Here is a 23364-nt window from a genome sequence, read left to right as displayed (position 1 = left end):
CGCCCCGGGATCTGGCCTGATCCGTATTGACGGGTACGCCGCAGCAGACAGGGAGTACTCCCCTCCGTGCCGATAACAGTACCGCAATCACCAAGAGCAGGTAAAGCACTTGGCAAAAGAAAGACCAAAACCCCTGGTCAGGCGACTTTACACATACTTGGTGCGGGCGGCCGCGACCTGGGCGAGCACCTGCTGGAGGACCTGACTGCCCGGCGGCACGAGCGAGGGCTCGTACGTCCAGGCATGACCGACCCACGGGTCGGCGAGATGATCGTCGGGCACCGGTGCCAGTCGCAGCAGCGAACGCCACAGCGGGTCGAGCAAAGGCCCGTACCCGGAGGACTCCTCGCGGTCGGCCACCATCATCAGGTGGACGCCGAAGGCGGGACCCTCGTCGGCGAGATAGCGCAGCTGGTTCACGGCCCGGTCGTCGAAGCCGTGCGGGAAGTCGTTGACGATCAGCAGTTGCTGTGAGGTGTCGAAACCGGGCGGCAGGGAGTCGGCGGCGCCTCCCCGCACCGCCATCTGCACCAGGTCCACCCTCTGCGTGAGCCGGGCCAGCACGTCCGCCACCCCTGCGGCGCCGAGCGCGGGCGGGGCCGCGAGGACACCGGTCCGCACGAGGGGTGCGAGCGGCTGCGCGCCGGAGCCGGCCGGGTCGATGACGTGGACGGTGAACTCCCCCGCCGGGTAGACGGCGAGCAGCCGCGCCGCGTGCGCGACCGCCGTCTCCATGGCGAGACGCCCCAGGGCGTGCGAGTCCTCGAACGAGGCGTCGGACGATCCGGTCCGGCTGCTGTCGATCCACAGGCCGCGCTCCAGCGGCAACCGGACCAGCATCGGGATGCGGATGCCGTCGGCCTCGGGGAGATGGAGGTCGCCCAGGCGCAGGGCCATGGGGATCTCCATCGGCACCCGGTAGTCGTGCCAGACGGGGCTGTCCCAGCGGGCGTACGCCGGCGGGAGGGCCGGTTCGACGACCTCGGCCTCGGCCGTGAGCTGGGCGAGGTCCCGGTCGAGGGCCTCGGCGGCCTGGGCGACGAGCTGGGCGTGCCGGGCGCGGGCCGCCTCGCGGGCGGCGTCCCCCTGTCCGCCGATCCGGCTGCGCGGGTCGGACAGGACCTGTTCGAGCTCCTTGTCCATGCGGGACTCGGCGAAGTCGACGGCGCTGCGGTAGGCGGCGGTGCTGCGGGCCAGGTCCTCGAACATGCCCCACACCTGGTTGTAGAGCCGCTCGTCCATGGACCAACCGGTCGCGTCGCCCGCGACGGGCCGGGCGGGCTGCCCGGGTGCGGCCGGGGGTGCGGTGGGCGGCGGCGGGGGCGGAGCGGCGTTCTGGCGGCGCGGGTGGCTGTAGTCGACCGGGCCGCCCGCGGTGGGCGTGGACGACTGGGTGACGGCGTCGGGGTCCGGCGCCGGGCCGGGATACGACGGCGTCTGCGGCGCGGGCTGCCCCGGCCCGCCGGGCGCCTGCCCGCCGTACGGGGACGTCGGTGGTGCCTGGCCCGGCTGAGGAGCGCTGCCGCCCTGGTCCGGGCCGAGGGCCGGGGCCGCCGCCTGCCGGGAGCGGTCGCCGTCCGCCGTGCGCGGCGGAGGCGCCTGCACCGAGCGGGCCAGTCCCTTTGCCACCGCGTCGTCGATGCCGCCGGCGAGCTGGTGGGCCTGGGGCAGCCCCTGGTCGGTGAGGAGTTCGGCGAGGCCGCCAGCGTAGCCCTGGCCGACAGCGCGCACCTTCCAGGCGCCCTGCCGGCGGTAGAGCTCCAGGGCGACGACCGCCAACTCGGCTTCCAGGCCGGTGATGGTGTAGCTGGCGATCTCGGCCCCGTCGAGGCCGGTCACGGCGACGAACGGGGCGGCCACGGCACCGAAGCGGACAGGGCCCGCCCCGGCGGCGGGCAGGGCGAGCAGCACGCCGACACGGTGGACGGCCTCCGGCACGGCGTCCAGATCGACCGCCAGACGATGGTCGGCGGCGGCCTGCCGGGAGACCTCGAGGCCCGGCTGGGTGGGTGCGCCCGGATGGGCGACCCACTCCACGCCGTGGATCCGGCCGTTCTCGTCACTGAGCGCGGCCGCGGCCACGATCGGCGTACCGGCCGAGACCCGGATCTCGAGACGGGCCTGGGAGAGCGGGTGGTTCTGCCCCCGCACCAGCTCGGCCGTCATCGCCTTCTCCCCCCGTGTCGCTGTGTGGTGTCGTGTGCCGCTACCGGCCCGCCCCGGCCGGTACGCCCCAAAGCCTCAGAGGACCGGCAGGATCGCCGGCATCAGGTCCTGGAAGGTACGGCCGTTGGCCGGGTTGCCGAGGGCCGTCAGCGTCCAGCCCGGGCCCGAACGGTGCACCTTGGCCATGATCTGGGCCGTGTACTGGCCGCCGCCGGCCAGCGTGTAGCGGGCGAGCTCCTGGCCGTTGGTCTCGTCGACCAGGCGGCAGAACGCGTTCTGCACCTCCTGGAACGTCTGGCCCGTGAAGGAGTTCACGGTGAAGACGATCTGGTCGATGTGGACCGGGACGCGCGACAGGTCGACGAGGATCGCCTCGTCGTCGCCGCCCTGGCCGACACCGCCGACGAGGTTGTCGCCGGTGTGGCGCACCGAGCCGTCGTCGCTCACCAGGTGGCGGAAGAAGACGACGTCGACCGGCTGCTTGTCGGCGAACAGAACGGCCGACGCGTCGAGGTCGACCTCTCGCGTACGCGAGCCGAACAGGCCGCGCCGGGGAGCCGCCTGCCAGCCGAGACCCATGCGCACCGCGGTCAGGCTGCCGCCGTCGTTCTTCTGCAGACTGATGGCCTGACCCTTGGTCATGTTGACGGTCACGCGCTGATCCCCTCTCGGACGTCCCCTGTTGCCGCGCAGTCGCGGTTGATCCGAACACTACGCAGGAGCACTGACAGTGACGTACCCCGGTCCGCACTTTGTGTCGGTCTTGCAACACTGCGCGTACGCGGTCCGCTGTCAGGCCAGGCCTGCCTCCTTCATCTGGCGCAGTTCCTTCTTCATCTCCGAGACCTCGTCGCGCAGCCGGGCGGCGATCTCGAACTGGAGATCCGCGGCGGCGGCCCGCATGCGTGCGGTGAGTTCCTCGATCTGCTCGCTGAGTTCGGCCGCGGGGCGGTCGGTCGGCACCGTCTCCTTGGCCTTGCCCCTGCCCTTGCCCGGCTTGGCGCTCTCGGCCGCCCTGCTCAGGGAGGGCACGGGCGCCTTGGTTGCCCCGCCGTCCTTCTTCGCCTTGCGGAAGCCCGAGCCGAGCAGCTGCTCGGTGTCGATGTCCTCACGGGCGATCTGGGCGACGATGTCGTTGATCTTCTTGCGGAGGGGCTGGGGGTCCAGGCCCCGCTCCTGGTTGTACGCGACCTGCTTCTCCCGGCGCCGGTTGGTCTCGTCGATGGCCTTCGCCATCGCCGGGGTGGTCTTGTCCGCGTACATGTGGACCTGACCGGAGACGTTGCGCGCGGCGCGGCCGATGGTCTGGATCAGGGAGGTGCCGGAGCGCAGGAAGCCCTCCTTGTCGGCGTCCAGGATCGCCACCAGGGACACCTCGGGCAGGTCGAGGCCCTCCCGCAGGAGGTTGATGCCGACCAGCACGTCGTACTCGCCGGCGCGCAGCTCACGCAGGAGTTCGACACGGCGCAGGGTGTCGACGTCGCTGTGCAGGTAGCGCACCTGGATGCCCAGCTCCAGGAAGTAGTCCGTGAGGTCCTCGGCCATCTTCTTGGTGAGCGTGGTGACCAGGACGCGCTCGTCCTTCTCGGTGCGCTGCCGGATCTCGTGCACCAGGTCGTCGATCTGGCCCTCGGTGGGCTTGACGACGACTTCCGGATCGACGAGGCCGGTGGGCCGGATGATCTGCTCGACGACTCCGTCCGAGCGGGAGAGCTCGTAGGCGCCCGGGGTCGCCGACAGGTAGACCGTCTGGCCGATGCGCTCCTGGAACTCCTCCCACTTCAGCGGGCGGTTGTCCAGGGCGGAGGGCAGCCGGAAGCCGTGGTCGACGAGAGTGCGCTTGCGGGAGGCGTCGCCCTCGTACATGGCGCCGATCTGCGGGACCGTGACGTGCGACTCGTCGATGACGAGGAGGAAGTCGTCCGGGAAGTAGTCCAGCAGGGTGTTGGGCGGGGAGCCGGGCAGGCGGCCGTCGAAGTGCATCGAGTAGTTCTCCACGCCGGAGCAGGAGCCGATCTGGCGGAGCATCTCGATGTCGTAGGTCGTGCGCATCCGGAGGCGCTGGGCCTCCAGGAGCTTGCCCTGCTTCTCCAGCTCGGCGAGGCGCTCGCCCAGCTCCTTCTCGATGTCGTTGATGGCCCGCTCCAGGCGCTCGGGCCCTGCGACGTAGTGGGAGGCCGGGAAGACGTACAGCTGCTGGTCGTCGCTGATGATCTCGCCGGTGACCGGGTGCAGCGTGGACAGCGCCTCGATCTCGTCGCCGAACATCTCGATGCGGACGGCCAGCTCCTCGTAGACCGGGAAGATCTCGATGGTGTCGCCCCGGACGCGGAAGGTGCCGCGGCTGAAGGCCATGTCGTTGCGCGTGTACTGGATGTCCACGAAGCGGCGCAGCAGCTCGTCGCGGTCGTGCTCCTCGCCGACGCGGAGGGGGACCATGCGGTCCACGTACTCCTGTGGCGTACCGAGGCCGTAGATGCAGGAGACCGAGGCGACCACGACGACGTCGCGGCGGGTGAGCAGCGAGTTGGTCGCGGAGTGGCGCAGGCGCTCGACCTCCTCGTTGATCGAGGAGTCCTTCTCGATGTAGGTGTCCGACTGCGGGACGTAGGCCTCGGGCTGGTAGTAGTCGTAGTACGAGACGAAGTACTCGACCGCGTTGTTCGGGAGCAGCTCTCGGAACTCGTTCGCCAGCTGGGCGGCCAGCGTCTTGTTCGGTGCCATCACGAGCGTGGGGCGCTGGAGCTTCTCGATCATCCACGCGGTGGTGGCGGACTTGCCGGTGCCGGTCGCGCCCAGCAGGACGACGTCCTTCTCGCCTGCCTGGATGCGCTGGGCGAGTTCGGCGATGGCCGTCGGCTGGTCGCCGCTCGGCTGGTAGGGGCTGACGACCTCGAAGGGCGCCACCGTGCGTTCGATGTGGGAAACGGGCCGCATGGGATCCACCGTACGACCCCGCACTGACAACGGGCTCCGATCAGCGGTTCTGCGGGGTTCGGGGGCCGCGGTGGTCCACGGTGCGGCGGGCGCGGAGCCGCAGGCGCTGCGGGTTGTGGGCGGTGTGGGTGTGGGCCGGGATGCCGGGCCTCTGCTCGACGGCGACGACCGAGGGCTTCCCCATGACCATCAGCGGGTCGAACATCACCACGACGCCCGCGAGGAGGAGGAAGGCGAGCGGGCCGATCAGCATGGGCGCGAGCAGGGCCGCCGGCGACTCCCCCGCGGTGGGTTCGGCCGTGCCGTGCAGGTGGACGCTGAGGGCGGCCATCCCGGTGTAGTGCATGCCGCTGACGGCGAGTCCCATGACGAGGCTGGCGCCCACGCTCCACAGGAGGCCCCTGACCTGGCCGGCCGCCCACAGTGCGGCGGTGGCGGCGGCCATGGCGATCGCCACGGAGATGCCGACGGTGAGCGTGTTGTACTCCAGCTTCCCGTCCAGGCTCATGCTGGCCATGCCGAGGTAGTGCATCGACGCGATGCCCAGGCCGGTGATGGTGCCGCCGGTGAACAGGGCCGTTCCCCGGGCTCCCTTGTAGCCGACGATGAAGATCCCGATACCCACCATCACGATCGCGACGGCCAGGCTCGCGAAGGTCATCGGCAGGTCGTAGTGGATCGGGGTCCCGCGGATCGTGAACCCCATCATCGCGATGAAGTGCATGGTCCATATGCCGGAGCCGATGGCGGCCGAGCCGAGGGCGAGCCAGCCGGGGCGCCAGGACTGGGCGACGAGCATGGACCTGGTGGTGCAGCGCAGGCCCAGGGCGCCGCCGAGGCAGGCCATGAGGTAGGCCACCAGGGGTGTGACCAGGCCGTAGCTGAATCCGTCGACCGTGCCCTGCATGCGCGGCTGTCCTTCCCGCCCTTTGCGTCCCGGAATTCCTGATGTACGCCCCCTCACAGGACCGCAGGCAGCGGTCAGGGTGGACGCAGAGAGTATGACCCCCACCGGAATGGTCGAACGACTTTCCGGCAAAGAAACACGCCCTTGCCGCAGTTGTGCGGTACCCGTGAGCAGAGTTGGGTCCCCTCCATTCAACCTGTGGTCATCCTGCACCCCTCTCGCGTTGACCCTCTGCTGTCACAGTTGAGCTGTCTGTGACGCCGTGATCGCTCGACGCGAGGAGTACGTATGCACGCGCGCGCTGTTGCCGCCTCGACCACCGCGCTCCTGGGGACCGCCGCTCTCCTCTTCCCCGCCTCCCCGGCGCGGGCCGGCGGCGGCGGTGGGCCGCTGGTCATCGCGCACCGGGGGGCCTCCGCGTACGCGCCCGAGAACACCCTCGCCGCCGTGGACAAGGCGGCCGAACTGGGCATCCGCTGGGTGGAGAACGACGTGCAGCGGACCAGGGACGGTGAGCTCGTCGTCCTCCACGACGACAACCTGCGGCGCACCACCGACGTCGAGGAGGTCTACCCCGACCGGGCTCCCTGGAAGGTGAGGGACTTCACCGCCGCCGAGATCGCCCGCCTCGACGCGGGCAGCTGGTTCGGCCCCGCGTACGCGGGCGCGCGCGTGCCGACGCTGGAGCAGTTCGTGGACCGCGTCGAGCGCCATCACCAGAAGCTGCTCCTGGAGATCAAGAACCCGGAGCTGTATCCGGGCATCGAGCGGCAGACGCTCAAGGTCCTCAGCAACGAGGGCTGGCTGGACCGGTCGCATCTGGCGGGCCGGCTGATCGTGCAGAGCTTCAGCGCGGACAGCGTGCGGACGGTGCACGAGCTGAAGCCCGCCGTGAAGACCGGCTTCCTGGGCACTCCGCCCGTGTCGGACCTGCCGGGCTACGCCGGTTTCGCCGATCAGATCAATCCGTCGTACGGCTCGCTCTCCACGGCGTACGTGGCCTCCGTCCAGGCGTTCACCGGACCGCACGGCAGGCCGCTGGAGGTCTTCACCTGGACGGTCGACGACGCGGCGACGGCCCAGCGGGTCGCCGGGTACGGGGTCGACGGGATCATCACGAACAAGCCGGATGTGGTGCGGGAGGCCGTGGACGGGTGAGGCGGGCGGTCCGTCCGGCTGGGGCGGCGTTGTCAGTGGTGGGTCGTACGGTGGGCGCATGGACAGCCATGGGCAGGGTGAGCAGCGGGTCGTGTGGGGCGTCGTCGACAGCGACATCGGCCCGCTGCTGCTGGCGGCGACCCGCGAGGGCCTGGTCAGCGTGGTGTTCCACGCCACGGACGCGGTGCGGGACCGGGCGGTCGAGCGGCTGGCGTCACGGCTCGGCACTGAGCCCGTCGAGGCGCCCGGCTCCCCGCTGCTGACCGAGGCGATACGTCAGGTGGAGGCCTACTTCGCGGGTGAGCGCCGGGACTTCGACCTGCCGCTGGACTGGTCGCTGATCTCCGGCTTCAACCGGGAGGTCCTGCGCGAGCTGGCATCCGGTGTGCCGTACGGCACGGTCGTCGGGTACGGCGATCTGGCCGGGCGGGTCGGCCAGCCGGGCGCCGCCCAGGCCGTGGGCATGGCGATGGGCGCAAACCCGCTGCCGGTGGTGGTGCCCTGTCACCGGGTCGTCGAGAGCGGCGGCGGCATCGGCGGCTTCGGGGGCGGGCTGGAGACCAAACGGAAGCTGCTCGCCCTCGAAGGGGTGCTGCCGGAGCCGCTGTTCTGAAGCCGGCCTGGTCAGTCGTAGTGCCGCGCCTCGAAGACGTTGCCGTCCGGGTCGCGGAAGTAGAAGCTGCGCGTGGCCTTGCCCCGGGCTCCGAAGGAGTCGTACGAGAGGTCCGACACCGGTACGGAGCGTTCCTCCAGGCGGCTGAGAAGGGTGTCGAAGTCGCCCCGGGGCAGTGACAGGCAGACGTGGTTGACGGGGTGCCCCGCGCTGTCGGCGGCGCCGGGCAGCATCGTCATGCGTTCCGCGAAGGTCAGCGGCATGAGGTCGAGGATGGTCTCGTCGTTGACGCGTACGGAGGGGAACGACACCTCACCGGCGGTGAACTCGGTGAGCCTGATCGTCTCCAGGCCGACGGCCTTCTCGTAGAAGTCGGCGGCGGCGACCGGGTCGCGCACCCAGAGGACGACGTGGTCGAGTCGTGGTGTGTTGTCCGTCATGCATCCCAGGCTGGTGACGTCGCCGACAGCCCGCAAGGGTTTGGCCCGGCGCGCCGCCCGCCAGAGATGAGGGAAGACCGACCGACAGGAGGCAGGCGCGTGGTGCTGGTGGTGTCAGAAGAAGTGCGGGAGGCGATCGACGCGCGTCGTCCCGTGGTGGCCCTGGAGTCCACGATCATCGCCCACGGGCTGCCGCGGCCGCGCAACCTCCAGGTGGCGCTGGAGCTGGAGACGGCCGTGCGGCAGGAGGGCGCGGTGCCCGCGACGATCGCCGTGCTGGACGGGCGGCCCCATGTCGGGCTGGACAAGGAACAGCTGGAGCGGGTCGCGAACGAGGACGGCATCCGCAAGCTGGGCCACCGCGACCTGCCGCTCGCGACGGCCTCCGGGGCCAGCGGGGCGACCACGGTGTCGGCGACGGCGCTGCTGGCGGCGCTGGCGGGCGTACGCGTGTTCGCGACGGGTGGGCTCGGCGGGGTGCACCGGGAGTGGACGGTGACGCAGGACGAGTCGGCCGACCTGGGGCTGCTGGCGCGGACGCGGATCACCGTGGTGTGTGCCGGGGTGAAGTCGATCCTGGACGTCCCGGCGACCTTGCAGCGGCTGGAGACGCTGGGTGTCGCGGTCGCCGGGTACGGCACCGACCGGTTCCCCGGCTTCTATCTGTCCGACTCGGGGCATCCGGTGGACTGGACGCTGCGGACGCCGGAGCAGGTGGCGGGCGTCATGCGGGCCCAGGACGCCCTCGCCGGGCCGGAGTCGGCACTGATCGTCGCCAACCCCGTGCCCGAGGATGAGCAGCTCGATCCGGAGCTGCACGCGCGCGTGCTCGCGGACGCGCTGCACGCGTGCGAGGAGGAGGGGATCACCGGCCAGGCGGTCACACCGTTCCTGCTCGACTACCTGGTGCGGCACACCGACGGCGCCTCCCTGAGCGCCAATCTGGCGGCGGTCCGCGGCAACGTACGCCTGGCGGCACGGATCGCGGCGGCCTGGGCACGGGGATGACCGGCACCGGGGGCGACCGCGGTGCGGTGGGCAGAGCCTGCTCGGCGGAGGGCGCAGCCGGGCCAACTGAGGGGGCGGTGGGCTCGGCGGAGAGCGGAGCCCGACCGACGGACATGGCAGCCGGCTCGGCGGAGAGCGGGGCAGGCTCTGCGAACGGCGCAGTCGGGCCATCCGAGGTGGCGGCGGTCTCGGCAGAAAGCGGGCCGCGCTCTGCGGGGGGTGGAACCGGCCCGGCGGAGGTCACGCCGGGCTCGGCGGCGGGTGGAACCGGCCCGGCGAAGAGCGCAGCGGCCTCGGCGAAGAGCAGAACCGCGCCGGCAGAGGTCACGCCGGCCTCGACAGAGAGCAAAAGCACCCCAGCAGAGGTCACGCCGAGCTCGACAGAGAGCAGGACCGCCCCAGCGGAAGTCACCCCGCGCTCGGTGGACGGCGGCGCGCTCCTGGTCGTCGGGGACGTCATCACGGACGTCGTCGCGCGGCACGAGGGACCGCTCGCGGCAGGTACGGACACGGCTGCCTCGATCCGGACGGTGCCGGGCGGGGCGGGCGCCAACGTGGCGTGCTGGGCCGCGCACGGGGGCGCGGCGGAGGTGCGGCTGCTCGGGCGGGTGGGGGCGGAGGCCGCTGCCTGGCACGAGCGTGAGCTGGTGGCCCACGGCGTGCGTCCGCGACTCGTCGTCGACCCGCAGGCGCCGACCGGCACGGTGATCTGCCTGGTGGACGGGGGCGCTTCGGCGGAGCGGACGTTCCTCACCGACAGCGGCGCGTCGCTGCGGCTCGAACCCGCCGACTGGTCCGACAACCTGCTCGACGGCGTGGCCCGGCTGCACCTGTCGGGCTACCTCCTGTTCTCCGAACCGAGTCGCGCCCTGGTGACGGTGGCTCTCGAAGCCGCACGCGCGCGTGGCGTGCCGGTGAGTCTGGACCCCGCGTCGGCCGGTTTTCTCGGGGAGCTGGGCGCCGGGCGGTTCCTCGCGCTCGTCGAGGGCGTGGACGTGCTGCTGCCCAGCCGGGACGAGGCGTGTCTGCTGACGGGGCTGACCGACGCGGCCGACGCGGCGGCGGAGCTGAGCCTGCGTGTCCCGCTGGTGGTCGCCAAGCAGGGGCACGAGGGGGCGCTCGTGGCCCGCTCGGGCAAGGTGTGCGCCCGCGTCCCCGTCGTACCGGCGACGCCGCGGGACACCACGGGCGCCGGTGACGCCTTCACCGGCGCGTTCCTCGCCGCCCTGCTCGCGGGTGCCGGGCCGGAGGAGGCGGCGGCGGAGGGCTGCCGGGCTGGTGCGAGGGCGGTGGAACGGGTGGGCGGCAGGCCGCCCCTGCCCGGTTGATGCCCGATGGCCGGCGCGCCCTGGCTACGGCTTGCGCCCCCACGCCGAGATCATGGGAGCCGTCGTCAGGTCCAGGACACCGGACGTGACGTTGGCGAGATGCCGGTCGATGTCCTGGTCCGTGGCGAGGCCCGCGGTGACCAGCTGGTCGCGGATCTGACGGATCGTGACGGACTCCAGGGCGGCGCAGGCCGGCGAGCCGACGGGGAAGTAGGCGTCGGCGTGCACGCGGGTCAGGCCGGCCTCCCGGAGCAGCCGCGGGAGGATGCGGCCGCAGGGGAGGTCGGTCCCGCGGTCGGCGAGGAGCCTGCGGAAGCCGTGCCGCAGCCGGTTCGCGAGCTGCTGCTCGGGGCCGTACTCGTCGGGGCAGAGCAGCGGCTGAAGGGTGGGGTCGGCGTCCTCGACCAGGATGCGCCCGCCGGGGCGCAGCGCCTGGACCATGGACCGCAACGCCTGTGCCCGGTCGGGCACGTGGACGAGGGCGAGACGGGCGTGCACCAGGTCGAAGCCCTCTCCCGGCGGCTCCTGGACGCCGAGGTCGTGCACGCGCACCTCGACGGGCTGCCGGGCAGCGGGGGCGATCCGTGAGGTGTCGGTGGCGGTCGCGACGACGCGTCCGGTCGGACCGACCTTCTTCGCCAGCCAGGACACCACGGAGGTGCCGCCGGCTCCGACCTCCCAGCACCGCCAGCCTGATCCGATGCCGAGCGCTTCGAGATGCCGGAACGTCGTGGGGTCGAAGAGAGCGGCGAAGGCGCTGAAGTGCTCTGCCGCCTCGGTCTGCCGGTTGTCGAGGAGGTACCCATCGGTTCGCGTCATGCCGCGATCATCCCAGTTGTCCGACTTGTCCGCGACGGTCGACGCTCCGGCACGGAGAGTCGACGCTCACGTACGGAGAACCGCATGGCTCCAGCACACGTCGATGTCTCAGGGCGACGGACTCCGCGGGAGTCCGCTGTTCCGGCCGGGAACAACCTCGTCCACAGCCGGGAACAAAGCGGAACCAGCCGTTTCCACAGGCTTACTCGCAGCTCACGTCGGCCTGGCAGACTGACGAATCAAGGCGCGGGACGGCGCGCGGAGCTCCACGCAAGGAGATGCAGATGTCCATGGCAGGGAATCTGCGGAAGGTCACGAGCCTCGGCGGGGTCGGCGGCCTCCGCAAGGTGGCTCGGCTGGCTCGGCGGCGCCCGCGCGTCGACCTGAGTCACCCGGCCCGCTCCCCGCTGGGCTCCTCGGTGGTGAACTGCGTGACGTACCGGGACGGTGTCCGCACCGCTGCGCGCGGCGATCTGGTGGACGCCGTGCAGTCGGTGCGCAAGAAGGGCGAGGGCTTCGTCTGGCTCGGCCTGCACGAGCCGACCGACCGGGAGTTCGCGGGCATCGCCGAGCTCTTCGACCTGCACCCCCTGGCCGTGGAGGACGCCGTCGAGGCCCACCAGCGCCCCAAGCTGGAGCGCTACGACGAGACGCTCTTCGCGGTGTTCAAAACGGTCTGCTACGTCGAACACGAAGAACTCACGGCCACCAGCGAGGTGGTGAACACCGGCGAGATCATGGTCTTCGTCGGCAAGGACTTCGTGATCACCGTGCGGCACGGCCGGCACGGCTCGCTGGGCCCGCTGCGCGAGGAACTGGAGTCCGATCCCCACCAACTGGCGAAAGGCCCGTCCGCGGTGCTGCACGCGATCGCGGACCATGTGGTGGACGACTACCTGACCGTCACGGACTCGGTGCACGCGGACATCGACCAGGTCGAGACGGAGGTGTTCGCGGAGACCGGCGCGCGGGTGGACCCGGGGCGCATCTACCAGCTCAAGCGTGAACTCCTCGAACTGAAGCGGGCGGTGGCCCCGCTCAGCCGGCCGCTGGAGGATCTCGCCACGCGTCCCATCCGGGCGGTCGACCCGGAGATACAGGCCTACTTCCGCGACGTCTCGGACCACCTGCTGCGGGCGAAGGAGCAGATCGCCGCCTTCGACGAACTGCTCAACTCGATCCTCCAGGCTCACCTCGCGCAGGTCACGGTCGCGCAGAACGAGGACATGCGGAAGATCACGGCGTGGGCCGCGATCATCGCCGTGCCGACGATGGTCTGCGGCGTGTACGGCATGAACTTCGACCACATGCCGGAGCTGCACTGGCGGTACGGCTACGGCATGGTCATCGGCGTCATATCCGTCGCGTGCCTGACGCTGTACCGGGGGTTCCGGCGCAGCGGCTGGCTCTGACGAGGGCCGTGCCCCGCGCGATCGGGGCGGGGTGATGCGCGGTCAGCGCGGGGTGGTCCTGGCGTAGACGCTCTCGGCCCAGGAGGCGATCTGGTCGCCCGCCAGGTGCCGGGCCAGGTCGGCTTCGCTGATCATGCCGACCAGGCGCTTGTCCCGGATGACGGGCAGGCGGCGGATCTGGTGCTCCTGCATCTCGTGGAGCACCTCGCGGACATCGGCGTCCGCGTCGATCCAGCGAGGGGTTCCCTTGGCCATCTCGCCCGCGGTGACCTGGGCGGGGTCGTGGCCCAGGGCGACGCAGCCGACGACGATGTCGCGGTCGGTGAGGATGCCGCACAGCCGCTCGTTCTCGTCGCTGATGGGCAGGGCGCCGACGTTCAGTTCGCGCATGAGCTGGGCCGCGCGGTCGAGGGTTTCGTGGGCGGGGATCCACTGGGCGCCGCGGTGCATGATGTCTCCGGCGGTGGTCATGAAGTACCTCCCGGTGCCGGACGGCCGGCGCGGCGCGGGAGGCACCGCGAGTCCCGGCGCCCTTCATTCTCGCCGCGTCACCCGGCGCCCGCACACGGACAGCGCCCCGGGCCCGCGGGCAGCCGTACCGGCACCGGGCCCGCGGGCAGCCGGACCAGCATCGGGCCCGCGGGCAGCCGGACCAGCATCGGGATGCGACCCGGCAGCGGCTCAGCCGCCCCACGCCGGATGGCGCGGATCATCGGCCCGTACCAGGACGTCGGCCGTGCCCGCCGGGTCGGTCTCCTGCCCGTAGCGCTCGAAGGCCGGCAGGGTCCAGTGCTCGGCCTCGGGCGTGCGGCGGCGCAGGGCGCCCGGGGAGAGCAGGACATGAACGCTCAGATCGAAGGGGAACCAGTGCCGAAGGAGGAAGGGCCCGTGCAGCAACAGCACACCGCCAGGCGGGAGTTGAGCATAGGGGCTGCGGGTGGCCCGGTCGGCGGCGGGGTCCCACAGGTCCGGCAGGACGCGGCCGTCGCCGCCGGCTTCGAGGGGGCCGAACACCTCGCGCCACAGGGCGTTGGTGTCGTACCAGCCGCTGTAGTAGGACTCCACGTCCCGGTGACCGTACTCCAGTCGCACGGAGGCGGGGCGCAGGAAGTCCTCCGTGCCCACGACGAGCGAGGAACGGCCGCGTATGCGCAGCGCCTCGGAGACACGCCGGGCGAGGTCTCCCGGGCGGGCGGCCGGGGCGCCGTCGAAGGCGACGCGCGGCCAGGGACTGCCATCGGCGGGCTTCAGTTCGAGCAGGCGCTCGGCGAGCAGGTCGCCGAGCCGGTCCCAGGTGATCGCTTCGAGTCGCACACGGCCCATGATGCGCCAGGCCGCGGCAGGACGTGTCAGGCCGGCGAGCGCCGCGGACACCGGGGAGGACACGGCAGAACGAGAGGCGCCGGCATCGCCGGGGTCTCCCCCGACGGATGCGGTGCGCGCCGCCACGGTGGGAATGAACTCTCCATGGTCCATGAACCCCCTGTGGTCCCGGAACCCCGTACGGTCCCGCGCGCGACGCTCCCGTCCCACACCGGACTTCTCGTCTTCCAGCCCCTCAAGCGGCGGCACTGCGCCGAGTGCCGGCGAGGGCCGCTGCCGCTGCTGGTCCTGGAGGACGGTGTCCCGCGCTGCCTCGACTGCGCCGACCTGGGGCACCTGGTGTTCCTGCCGAGCGGCGACACCGCGCTGACGCGCAGATCGCGGGAGGAGAGCGCGCTGTCGGCGGTGGTCGTGCGGTTCAATCGGCGCAAGAGCCGTTACGAGCGGCAGGGCGTTCTGGTCGAGGAGGCGGCACTCGCGAGGGCCGAGCAGCGGTGCCTGGCGGACGCCGAGGCGCGACGGCGGCGCCGCGTGCGGGACGCGACGCGGCGGTCGGCTCAGGACGCCCTGTTCGCTCAGGCGTTCGCGGCGGAGATACGGCGGCTGTTCCCCGGATGCCCGGCCGACCGTGCGCGGGCCATCGCCGCGCACGCCTCGGAGCGGGGCAGCGGGCGGGTGGGCCGCAGCGCGGCCGGGCGGGCGCTGACGGAGGGGGCGGTGACCTCGGCGGTCGTGGCGTCCGTACGGCATCTGGACACGCCGTACGACCGGCTGCTGATGAGCGGGGTGCCGCGGCACGAGACGCGGCGGCGGATCGCGGCGGCGGTGGAGACGGTGCTGAGGGGGTGGACCGAGGCGGGGCTCGGTTCCACCGGGTGACCCGGTCCGGGGCCGGCTGCGGCACCGCGGGGCCGGAGGTGCGGCCGCTGTTCGCCCGCACGGCGATCGCCACGACATGCGGCCAGAGGTTCGCCCCCCCTCGGCAGTCGCCACGACATGCGGCCAGAGGTTCGCTCCTCTCAGCAGGTCGCCACGACATGCGGCCAGAGGTTCGCTCCTCTCAGCAGGTCGCCACGACATGCGGCCAGAGGTTCGCTCCTCTCAGCAGGTCGCCACGACATGCGGCCAGAGGTTCGCTCCTCTCGGCAGGTCGCCGCGGCGGCGCGGCCGGTCGGCCGTACGGTGGCGCTCGCGTGCCAGGCGGCCGCCGAGTCCTGGCCGGCCCCTCGGTGGGCCGTGGCCGTACACGTACGGTTCCGCGCCGCTCGGCCAGGTCACTGCTCGTACGGGATTTCGCTTGTGGTGAGGCAGGGTGCCGGGGCAGGATCCCGGCTCAACGGGTGGGAGAGGCTGACATGATCGACGGACCGTACTTCGTGCTGACGGTGCTGGGTGTGCTCGGGACCGGCCTGGTGGCGGGGGTGTTCTGTGGCTTCTCGACCTTCGTCATGCGGGGCCTCGCCACGCTGCCGCCCGCGCAGGGGGCCGCCGCGATGAACGCGATCAACGTGGCCGCCGTGACACCGCCCTTCATGGTCGTGTTCCTCGGGTCGGCCGTGCTGTGCGCGGTGATCGCCGTGGTGACGTTCGTGCTGTGGCCGGACGAGGGGACGGTGGAGCTGCTGGTGGGCAGCGCTCTGTACTTGTTCGGCTCGTTCGGGCTCACCATGGTCGCGAATGTGCCGCGCAACGACGCGCTGGCCGGGCTGGAGCCGGGCTCGCCGGAGGCGGCCGCGTACTGGCCGGTTTATGTGCGCGAGTGGACGATGTGGAACCACGTCCGCACGGCCGCGTCGGCCGGTGCGGCTGTGGCGTACGTGCTGGCACTCACCTGAGCACGACGGCAGACGCTGTCCCGCCCTTCCGCGCGCGTGACCGCCTCTGCGGGTGGGCCGCCGCGGACGTATCGTGGCCGGAAGGAGTGCCGCCCGACGACGCACGGCCTGTCACACGCGCACGCAAGGAAGACGGCCATGGCCGACCCCAAGGGTTTCATGACCACCCCCCGCCAGGAGTGGCCGCGCAGGCCGGTCGAGGAGCGGGTCCGGGACTGGGACGAGGTCTATGTCCCCGGGGCGCTGCTGCCGATCATCAGCAAGCAGGCCGACCGCTGCATGGACTGCGGCATCCCCTTCTGCCACGAGGCCTGCCCGCTGGGCAACCTCATCCCCGAGTGGAACGACCTGGTGTCCAGGGAGGACTGGCGGGCGGCCGCCGACCGGTTGCACGCCACCAACAACTTCCCGGAGTTCACCGGCCGGTTGTGCCCGGCGCCGTGCGAGGCGGGGTGTGTGCTGGCGATCAACCAGCCGGCCGTCACCATCAAGAACGTCGAATGCGCGATCGCCGACCGGGCGTGGGAGGAGGGCTTCGCGCCGTCGAGGCCGCCGGATCGGCTGTCCGGCAAGACGGTCGCGGTGATCGGTTCGGGGCCCACCGGGCTGGCCGCGGCCCAGCAGCTGACCCGGGCGGGGCACACGGTCGCCGTGTACGAGAGGGACGACCGGCTCGGCGGGCTGATGCGGTACGGCATCCCCGCGTTCAAGATGGAGAAGCACCATCTGGAGCGACGGCTGGAGCAGATGCGGGCCGAGGGGACCAAGTTCCGTACGTCGACGGCGGTCGGGCGGGACATCAAGGCCGATGACCTGCGGACTCGCTACGACGCCGTGGTGCTCGCCACGGGGGCGACCGCGTGGCGTGAACTCGGCGTGCCGGGGCGGGAGCTGACGGGCATTCACCAGGCGATGGAGTACCTCCCGCTGGCCAACCGGGTGTGCGAGGGCGATCTGGAGACGTCCCCGCTGTCGGCCGCCGGGAAGCACGTCGTCATCGTCGGCGGCGGCGACACCGGGGCCGACTGTCTGGGCACGGCCGTCCGGGACGGTGCCGCGTCCGTGACCCAGTTGGACATCTACGCGCTGCCGGACACCGAGCGCGACGAGGACACCGAGCCCTGGCCGACGTATCCGGTGCGGATCTACCGGCTGTCCGGCGCGCACGAAGAGGCCCGTGACCTGCGGACCGCCCCGGTGGCCGACGCGGACGCGCGGCTGTTCGCGGCGTCCACGCTGCGCTTCGACGGTGACGCGGCCGGCCATGTGCGGTCACTGCACCTGGTCGAGGTGGACGCGCGGCGCCGCCCGGTGGAAGGCACCGGGCGGACGCTCCCCGCCGACCTCGTGCTGCTGGCCCTCGGCTTCTCCGGGCCCGACCGGAAGGACGGGCTCGTGGACCAGCTGGGGCTGGACCTGGAGCCCCGCGGCACGATCGCGCGTGACGCCGGTTTCGCCACGAACGTGCCCGGCGTGTTCGCCGCGGGGGACGCCGCCCGGGGCCAGTCGCTCATCGTCTGGGCGATCGCCGAGGGGCGCGCGGTGGCGGCGGCGGTCGACCGGTATCTGACGGGCAGTTCGAGGCTGCCGTCACCGATCGGACCGTACGACCGGCCCATGGCGGTCTAGGCATACGGCCGCTCCGGGGGTGATCACCGCTCGTCCGTCCCCGCCACCTTCCCCGTCGACAGCGCCACCCGGTTCCAGGTGTTGATCGTGCAGATCAGGGCGAGGATCTGGGCCAGTTCGCGCTCGTCGAACAACCCGGCGGCCTCTGCGTAGACCTCGTCCGGGACACCGGCGTCGGCGACGAGGGTCATCGCCTCCGTGAGGGCGAGCGCCGCCTGCTCGCGCTCGGTGAAGAAGTGCCGGGCCTCGCGCCACACGGCGACCATGTGCAGCCGGTCCTCGCTCTCGCCGGCCTTGCGGGCGTCGCTGGTGTGCATGTGCAGGCAGTACGCGCAGTGGTTGAGGTGCGAGGCGCGGATCTGGATCAGTTCGACGAGGGCCGGGTCGAGGCCCTCGCGGGCGGCGGCGTCGAAGGCGACGAGGGCCCGGAAGGCCTTCGGGGCGGACTTGGCGAACTCCAGCCGGGGCGCCTTCACCTGCGTGCTGTTCGTGCTCGTGGGCGTCGTCATGTCCGTCAAGTTCGTGCTCGTGTGCGTCGTCATGTCCCTCAACCTACGAGCCGGAAAGACCCGCTGTAGGGTGCATTTCCATGGCGACTTCGTGGGTCAATTCCGCGGAACGGATCGGGTCCGACCTGCATCTGGAGCTGACCGGGCCGGGCGGCCGGCGCGCGGCGCTGACCCGCGCCCTGCGGGAGGCCGTACGCAGCGGGCGGCTCGCTCCGGGCACCCGGCTGCCGCCGTACCGCTCGCTCGCGGCCGATCTCGGCGTCGCCCGCAACACGGTGGCCGACGCCTACGCGGAACTCGTCGCAGAGGGCTGGCTCACCGCCCGGCAGGGCTCGGGCACCCGGGTCGCGATGGGGGTACCACCCATGCCCTTCAGGCAATGGGGGAGGGCCGAGCCGCTGCGGCCCGCCGCCCGCGTGCCCCGGAAGGCGCCTCCACGCGCGCGTGGGCCCCGGCACGATCTGACGCAGGGCACGCCGGACGCGTCGTCGTTCCCGCGCACGGCTTGGCTGGCCTCCTACCGGAGGGCTCTTCAGCAGGCGCCCAACGAGGTGTTCGGCCCGGGTGATCCGGCCGGCCGCATCGAACTGCGGGAGGCGCTCACGGAGTACCTGGCACGCGCGCGTGGGGTGCGCACCGAGCCGGGCAGGATCGTGATCTGCTCCGGCTTCGCGCACGCGCTGCGGCTGCTGTTCGGAGGGGGCGTCCTGCGCGGTCCCCTGGCGGTGGAGGCGTACGGGCTCGGATTCCACCGGGAGGTCCTCGCGGCGGCCGGTGTACGGACCGTGCCGCTCCCCCTCGACGAACACGGCGCCCGGGTCGACCGGTTGGGGCGCGAGCGTGCCGTGCTGCTCACGCCGGCGCACCAGTTCCCGACCGGCGGCCCCCTGCACGCCGCGCGCCGGGCCGCCGTGATCGACTGGGCACGCGCGCGTGGCGGGCTGGTCCTGGAGGACGACTACGACGGGGAGTTCCGCTACGACCGCAAGCCGGTCGGCGCCGTCCAGGGCCTCGACCCCGAGCGCGTGGTCCACATCGGCTCGGTCAGCAAGAGCCTGTCGCCGGCGGTGCGGCTGGGCTGGATGGTGCTCCCGGAGCGGTACGTCGACGCCGTCCTGGCCGCCAAGGGGGACCGGGAGGCGTGGGCGAGCGTCCTCGACCAGCTCAGCCTCGCGGACTTCTTCGTCTCCGGGGCGTACGACCGTCACGTACGGCGTATGCGGCAGCGGTACCGCGGCCGCCGGGACCGGCTCGTCGCGGCGCTCGCCGAGCACGCGCCGCACATCGAGGCCACCGGTGTCGCGGCCGGGCTGCACGCGGTGCTGCGGCTGCCGCCCGGCACCGAGGCGTCCGCGGTCAAGGCCGCCGTCTGGCAGGGCGTCGCCCTCGACGGCCTCGCCGCGTTCCGCCACCCGGACACGGACATGGCGGCGGGCGACGGCCTCGTCGTGGGATACGCGACTCCCTCCGAGCATGCGTACGGGCCGGCCCTGGAGGCGCTGTGCCGTGCACTGCCGCCGCCGTGACCGGCCCGTCAGGCGCGTGGAACTACGGCTTGCGCGCGACCGCCCCGTATCCCGGAATCACCCCGTCGTCCTGCCCGGGTACGGGCTCGCCCAGTTCGGGGTGCCAGCGGTGGGGCACCTCGACGCCGGGCTCGACGAGGTCGAGGCCGTCGAAGAAGCGGGTGAACTCCGCGCGGGAGCGCAGGGCCAGGGTGACACCGGCGGCGCGGAGCTTCTCGGTGGCCGCCTCGGACTCCTCCGGTGTGAAGTCGGCCGTGGCGTGGGTGATGACCAGATAGCTGCCGGAGGGCAGTTCGGCGAGCAGCCGGCGGACCAGGTCGTGCGCGCCGTCCTCGTCGGGGACGAAGTGCAGCAGTGCGATGAGCGACAGCGCGACGGGCCGGGTGAAGTCCAGGACCTTCCTCGCGCCCTCCAGGATGGCGTCCGGGTCGCGCACATCGGCCTGGAGGTACTCGGTCGCACCCTCGTCCGTCCCGCGCAGCAGGGCCGCCGCGTGGGCCAGCACGATGGGGTCGTTGTCGCAGTAGACGACCCGGGCGTCGGGGGCGGTCTCCTGGGCGACCTGGTGGAGGTTGGGCTCGGTCGGGATGCCGGTGCCGATGTCCAGGAACTGCCGTACGCCGTTGCCCGCCAGCCAGCGTGTGGCCCGGTGCATGAACGCGCGGTTGACGCGCGCCATGACCGGCACCCTCGGGTCGAGGGTGAGCATCTGCCGGCCCATCTCCTCGTCGACCGGGTAGTTGTCCTTGCCGCCGAGGTACCAGTCGTACATCCGCGCCGGATGCGGTCTGCTCGTGTCGATCGCGACGGCCGAGGTGGGGTCCTGCCCGGTCATGAGGCACTCCATAAGACGCAAGGGGTGATCAATTCAGCACCAGAGTAGAGAAGTTGAGCCACAGATAGCGGCAGAGAGCAGCAGAACGGGCGATCACATCAGGACAGCAGGAAGTCCGCGTCTCCCGCCTTCGCCCCTTCGATGAAGGCCGTCATCTCGTCCGTGGTGTAGATCAGCGCCGGACCGTCCGGATCGGTGGACTGCCGCACGGCGATCCGGCCGTCGGCGAGCTTCATCGCCTCCAGGCAGTTCCCGCCGTTCCCGCCGCTCCACGGCTTGTGCCAGCCTTCGCTGCCCAAGTCGCGCGCGGGCATGCCGTTGTAGACGTGTTTGCGCGGCTTGATGCGATCCATTTACAGCTCCTTGCGGAGATCCCTGAGGATCTCCTTCGTGCGATGTGCCGTAGCGGCCTGCGCCGCCATGCGGTCCATGACCTCGAGGTGGGTCGCCACCTCGGCGCGCGCGTCGAGATAGACCGCGCCGGTCAGGTACTCGCTGTAGACCATGTCCGGCAGTTCGGGCATGGCAAATCGGAACAGCACGAACGGCCCGTACGTGCCCGGGTGCGGCCCACTGGCGAACGGGGCGACCTGCAACGTCACGTTGGGCAGCTTCGTGGCCTCGAGCAGCCTGTCGATCTGGGCACGCATCACCTCCGGGCCGCCGACGGGGCGCCGCAGCACGGTCTCGTCCATCACGACCCACAGCCGGGGCGCGTCCTCACGGGTGAGCAGTTCCTGGCGCTGCATTCGCAGGGCGACATGGCCCTCGATGTCGTCGGGCCGGGTCTGGCCGATGGCGCCCGACCGGAGCACTCCGCGCGCGTAGTCCTCGGTCTGCAACAGCCCGGGGACGAAATGCGGTTCGTAGCTGCGGATGACTGCGGCCGCGCCCTCCAGGCTCACGTACATCGAGAACCAGCCGGGCAGGATGTCGTGGAAACGCTGCCACCAGCCGGGCTTGTTCGCTTCCTCGGCCAGCAGGACGAAGGCGTCGGCCTCCTCGTCGGAGATCCCGTAGGCCTTCAGGAGCAGTTGCAGATACGGGATTTTGAGCGCGACCTCGGCCATCTCCATGCGGCGGACCGTGGCGGGGGCGACGCGGAGGATGCGGGCGGCCTCCTCGCGCTTCATCCCGGCGCGTTCCCGCAGGTCCAGCAGGCGCCGGCCGAGCACGACCTGGCCCACCGTCGGCGCGGACCGCGGTTCGCTCACGCTCCACCTCCACGAAGAGTTCTGACGAGCCGGCCACAAAAGAACGCTGACAGCCCGGCGGCGCCATTCGAAGACCTTTTGAAGAGCTGGGTATCCGAACTCACGTTCCGAACAGATCTTCGACGATCTCAACTGGCGCCGCGCGAGGTGCTGTTGCGAGCAGTGTGCCACGGCCTTCCAGACCGTCACACGGCACTCTGCAATTTTCAGAGTGACACTTGCCAAGTGTTCACGGCGGGGCGATAGTGGCAAGCGTGATTCCGTCCGCGCCCTTAGGAACAGACGCCGCCGCAGGCCCCCTCGGCCTGGGTGCCACCTCGGAAGCAAGCCCCGTCGGGGCCGCTGCCGAGCGCCGGTTCCGTTTCGAGCTGGCCGCACATCCGGGTTCTCCCGCACAGGCCAGACGCCTGACGCGGGCCCGGCTGACCGGCTGGTCGGTGTGCGAGGACACCTGCGACAGCGCGGCCCTGGTGGTTTCCGAGCTGGTCACCAACGCCATCGTGCACACGGCGAGCACGCACATAGTGTGCGAGCTGCACGACGGCGACGACCTGGTGCGGATAGCCGTGCGTGACGAGGGCTGCGCCCCGGGCCAGCCCCACGCGGCCAGCCGCACCCGGCCCGAGGAGGAGCACGGGAGGGGACTGCTTCTCGTCGACGCCCTCTGCGACGCCTGGGGTGCCCATGAGCACGGCCCCGGGCTGCTGGTCTGGGCCGAGCTGCCGCGCACGGCGGACACCCCGGGCGAGGCGGCGGAGCCCCGGAGCGACCTGGGCTGGGGCGCCCGTCCGAAGCCGGGACCGTCCGACGACCCGGGCGACGGGGACGGAGCAGACCGGGCCCACACGAAGGGCGCCCAGGAGGTTCCCCCGCAGGAGCGCCGCCGACAGCGGGGGCCTGCATGAGTCCCGGGCGCGGTGGCCGCGTCCTGAACCTGGACACCCTGACCCGCCTCCGGCGCGGCCTGGGGACGACGGGGCCGACGCTGCGGCTGCCGGTCCCCGACGGCATGACCGCCCCGCTCGGCTGCGACGCGGTCGCCGTGCCCGCCCGTTTCGGCCCGCTGGTCATGCCCCGGCTGCCCCGCGTGGGCTGCGTCTACGCCGACGAGACGCACTGGTGGTGGCTGGTGCCGTCCGACTCCGACCACGCCCTGGAGTGGCCCGCCCCGGCGCACTACGCCACCGGCGCGGTCGTCCCGGACACCCCCGAGCTCCCCGACCTGATCCACCGCCCGGACGGCCGGCTGCCGTACACCCCGCCGATACCGCTGTATCTCGCCCTGTGCCGCGTGACGGGGACCGCTCCGGCCTGGTCGCGGCCGGTCAGCGCGTAAGGTCCGGCGAGCTCGCCGGACACGGCTCGGCCGGCGCATACGCACCACCCCGCCGAACACAACGGCCGGCGCATACGCACCACCCCGCCGAACACAACGGCCGGCGCATACGCACCACCCCGCCGAACACAACGGCCGGCGGATACGCACCTCCCCGCCGGACACGGCTCGCCCGGGGCACACGCACCACCCCGCCGGACACGGCCCGGCCTGGACATTCGCACCACCCTTGCGACTCCGCGCCGTCCCACGCCTCCCCTGGTCGGGTCGTGCGCCCGCGCGCCTCCGGCGCCCCGGGCTGCGCCCTGCCCGGGCGGGCTCCGCCCCCGCCATAGTGACCGTTCGTCCACGAGCGGGGCATGACGGGGG

Annotated in this window: 23 protein-coding genes; 11 read left to right on the top strand and 12 right to left on the bottom strand. The window is 72.0% G+C overall.

What is annotated here, in order from left to right; genetic code table 11:
- Nucleotides 1–147: 147 nt before the first annotated feature.
- The 4 genes from ABFX81_RS27440 to ABFX81_RS27425 all read right to left on the bottom strand — a co-directional run bounded on the left by ABFX81_RS27440 (nucleotide 148) and on the right by ABFX81_RS27425 (nucleotide 6010).
- Entirely contained in the window at nucleotides 148–2166 is a 2019-nt protein-coding gene (locus ABFX81_RS27440; protein ID WP_346138816.1) for a TerD family protein, read from the bottom strand.
- Nucleotides 2167–2241: 75 nt separating this feature from the next.
- Complete coding sequence (locus ABFX81_RS27435; RefSeq protein ID WP_059422155.1) at nucleotides 2242–2820, bottom strand: TerD family protein; 579 nt, start codon at nucleotides 2818–2820, stop codon at nucleotides 2242–2244.
- 138 nt (nucleotides 2821–2958) lie between these two features.
- Nucleotides 2959–5103 (bottom strand): excinuclease ABC subunit UvrB, encoded by a 2145-nt coding sequence (gene uvrB / locus ABFX81_RS27430; protein WP_086854869.1) that lies wholly within the window; start codon nucleotides 5101–5103, stop codon nucleotides 2959–2961.
- A 40-nt stretch (nucleotides 5104–5143) separates the two neighbouring features.
- Nucleotides 5144–6010: an MHYT domain-containing protein gene (locus tag ABFX81_RS27425; protein WP_086854870.1), complete on the bottom strand. Its 867-nt coding sequence runs from the start codon at nucleotides 6008–6010 to the stop codon at nucleotides 5144–5146.
- Nucleotides 6011–6298: 288 nt separating this feature from the next.
- Between ABFX81_RS27425 and ABFX81_RS27420 the strand changes: the two genes are divergently transcribed.
- Together ABFX81_RS27420 and ABFX81_RS27415 are read left to right on the top strand one after the other, a co-directional pair.
- Entirely contained in the window at nucleotides 6299–7168 is an 870-nt protein-coding gene (locus ABFX81_RS27420) for a glycerophosphodiester phosphodiesterase family protein (RefSeq protein WP_086854871.1), read from the top strand.
- A 58-nt stretch (nucleotides 7169–7226) separates the two neighbouring features.
- Nucleotides 7227–7781, top strand: coding sequence for a methylated-DNA--[protein]-cysteine S-methyltransferase (locus ABFX81_RS27415; RefSeq protein ID WP_086854872.1), 555 nt, complete (start codon nucleotides 7227–7229; stop codon nucleotides 7779–7781).
- An 11-nt stretch (nucleotides 7782–7792) separates the two neighbouring features.
- Here the strand turns inward: ABFX81_RS27415 and ABFX81_RS27410 are convergent, their stop codons facing one another.
- A complete protein-coding gene (locus tag ABFX81_RS27410; protein WP_086854873.1) occupies nucleotides 7793–8221 on the bottom strand; it encodes a VOC family protein in 429 nt (142 codons plus the stop codon).
- 102 nt (nucleotides 8222–8323) lie between these two features.
- On the opposite strand from ABFX81_RS27410, the gene ABFX81_RS27405 reads away from it, so the two are divergent.
- On the top strand, nucleotides 8324–9229 hold the full coding sequence (locus ABFX81_RS27405) for a pseudouridine-5'-phosphate glycosidase (RefSeq protein ID WP_086854874.1): 906 nt from the start codon (nucleotides 8324–8326) through the stop codon (nucleotides 9227–9229).
- A gap of 422 nt (nucleotides 9230–9651) precedes the next feature.
- A complete protein-coding gene (locus ABFX81_RS27400; protein ID WP_346138814.1) occupies nucleotides 9652–10557 on the top strand; it encodes a carbohydrate kinase family protein in 906 nt (301 codons plus the stop codon).
- A 24-nt stretch (nucleotides 10558–10581) separates the two neighbouring features.
- Here the strand turns inward: ABFX81_RS27400 and ABFX81_RS27395 are convergent, their stop codons facing one another.
- Nucleotides 10582–11376, bottom strand: a complete 795-nt coding sequence (locus tag ABFX81_RS27395; RefSeq protein WP_086847375.1) for a methyltransferase domain-containing protein — start codon at nucleotides 11374–11376, stop codon at nucleotides 10582–10584.
- A gap of 284 nt (nucleotides 11377–11660) precedes the next feature.
- Here ABFX81_RS27395 and ABFX81_RS27390 point away from each other — a divergent pair, with 284 nt between their 5' ends.
- Nucleotides 11661–12788: a CorA family divalent cation transporter gene (locus ABFX81_RS27390; RefSeq protein ID WP_086847372.1), complete on the top strand. Its 1128-nt coding sequence runs from the start codon at nucleotides 11661–11663 to the stop codon at nucleotides 12786–12788.
- 42 nt (nucleotides 12789–12830) lie between these two features.
- On the opposite strand, the gene ABFX81_RS27385 is transcribed toward ABFX81_RS27390, so the two are convergent.
- Together ABFX81_RS27385 and ABFX81_RS27380 are read right to left on the bottom strand one after the other, a co-directional pair.
- Entirely contained in the window at nucleotides 12831–13259 is a 429-nt protein-coding gene (locus ABFX81_RS27385) for a CBS domain-containing protein (protein WP_086847370.1), read from the bottom strand.
- 210 nt (nucleotides 13260–13469) lie between these two features.
- On the bottom strand, nucleotides 13470–14111 hold the full coding sequence (locus ABFX81_RS27380) for a nucleoside/nucleotide kinase family protein (protein WP_346138860.1): 642 nt from the start codon (nucleotides 14109–14111) through the stop codon (nucleotides 13470–13472).
- A gap of 144 nt (nucleotides 14112–14255) precedes the next feature.
- Between ABFX81_RS27380 and ABFX81_RS27375 the strand changes: the two genes are divergently transcribed.
- From ABFX81_RS27375 to ABFX81_RS27365, 3 genes are all read left to right on the top strand, one after another.
- Nucleotides 14256–14990 carry a DUF2293 domain-containing protein gene (locus ABFX81_RS27375; protein ID WP_086847368.1) on the top strand — a complete coding sequence of 245 codons (735 nt, stop codon included), beginning with the start codon at nucleotides 14256–14258 and terminating at the stop codon, nucleotides 14988–14990.
- Between the two features lie 476 nt (nucleotides 14991–15466).
- Complete coding sequence (locus tag ABFX81_RS27370; RefSeq protein ID WP_086847366.1) at nucleotides 15467–15946, top strand: anthrone oxygenase family protein; 480 nt, start codon at nucleotides 15467–15469, stop codon at nucleotides 15944–15946.
- 138 nt (nucleotides 15947–16084) lie between these two features.
- Entirely contained in the window at nucleotides 16085–17575 is a 1491-nt protein-coding gene (locus ABFX81_RS27365; RefSeq protein WP_086847364.1) for a glutamate synthase small subunit, read from the top strand.
- A gap of 23 nt (nucleotides 17576–17598) precedes the next feature.
- Here ABFX81_RS27365 and ABFX81_RS27360 read toward each other — a convergent pair whose 3' ends face one another.
- The gene (locus ABFX81_RS27360) at nucleotides 17599–18084 is read right to left on the bottom strand and encodes a carboxymuconolactone decarboxylase family protein (protein WP_086847379.1); all 486 of its coding nucleotides are present in this window, start codon (nucleotides 18082–18084) and stop codon (nucleotides 17599–17601) included.
- Between the two features lie 80 nt (nucleotides 18085–18164).
- On the opposite strand from ABFX81_RS27360, the gene pdxR reads away from it, so the two are divergent.
- Entirely contained in the window at nucleotides 18165–19610 is a 1446-nt protein-coding gene (gene pdxR / locus ABFX81_RS27355; protein ID WP_086847362.1) for a MocR-like pyridoxine biosynthesis transcription factor PdxR, read from the top strand.
- Between the two features lie 22 nt (nucleotides 19611–19632).
- Here the strand turns inward: pdxR and ABFX81_RS27350 are convergent, their stop codons facing one another.
- The 3 genes from ABFX81_RS27350 to ABFX81_RS27340 all read right to left on the bottom strand — a co-directional run bounded on the left by ABFX81_RS27350 (nucleotide 19633) and on the right by ABFX81_RS27340 (nucleotide 21659).
- The gene (locus tag ABFX81_RS27350; protein ID WP_086847360.1) at nucleotides 19633–20445 is read right to left on the bottom strand and encodes an SAM-dependent methyltransferase; all 813 of its coding nucleotides are present in this window, start codon (nucleotides 20443–20445) and stop codon (nucleotides 19633–19635) included.
- A gap of 98 nt (nucleotides 20446–20543) precedes the next feature.
- Nucleotides 20544–20798 (bottom strand): DUF397 domain-containing protein, encoded by a 255-nt coding sequence (locus tag ABFX81_RS27345; RefSeq protein ID WP_086847358.1) that lies wholly within the window; start codon nucleotides 20796–20798, stop codon nucleotides 20544–20546.
- Nucleotides 20799–21659, bottom strand: a complete 861-nt coding sequence (locus ABFX81_RS27340; protein WP_086847356.1) for a Scr1 family TA system antitoxin-like transcriptional regulator — start codon at nucleotides 21657–21659, stop codon at nucleotides 20799–20801.
- Between the two features lie 245 nt (nucleotides 21660–21904).
- Between ABFX81_RS27340 and ABFX81_RS27335 the strand changes: the two genes are divergently transcribed.
- Both ABFX81_RS27335 and ABFX81_RS27330 read left to right on the top strand, forming a co-directional pair.
- Complete coding sequence (locus ABFX81_RS27335; RefSeq protein ID WP_346138813.1) at nucleotides 21905–22564, top strand: ATP-binding protein; 660 nt, start codon at nucleotides 21905–21907, stop codon at nucleotides 22562–22564.
- Entirely contained in the window at nucleotides 22561–22995 is a 435-nt protein-coding gene (locus ABFX81_RS27330; RefSeq protein WP_086847352.1) for a hypothetical protein, read from the top strand. Before ABFX81_RS27335 ends, ABFX81_RS27330 begins: the two co-directional genes overlap by 4 nt.
- Nucleotides 22996–23364 lie beyond the last annotated feature (369 nt).

It is taken from the genome of Streptomyces coeruleofuscus (assembly GCF_039532725.1).
In the GTDB taxonomy this organism is placed as follows: domain Bacteria; phylum Actinomycetota; class Actinomycetes; order Streptomycetales; family Streptomycetaceae; genus Streptomyces; species Streptomyces coeruleofuscus.
The sequence above is the reverse complement of the archived record's forward strand: the minus strand, read 5'-3'. Positions and strand labels throughout refer to the sequence as shown.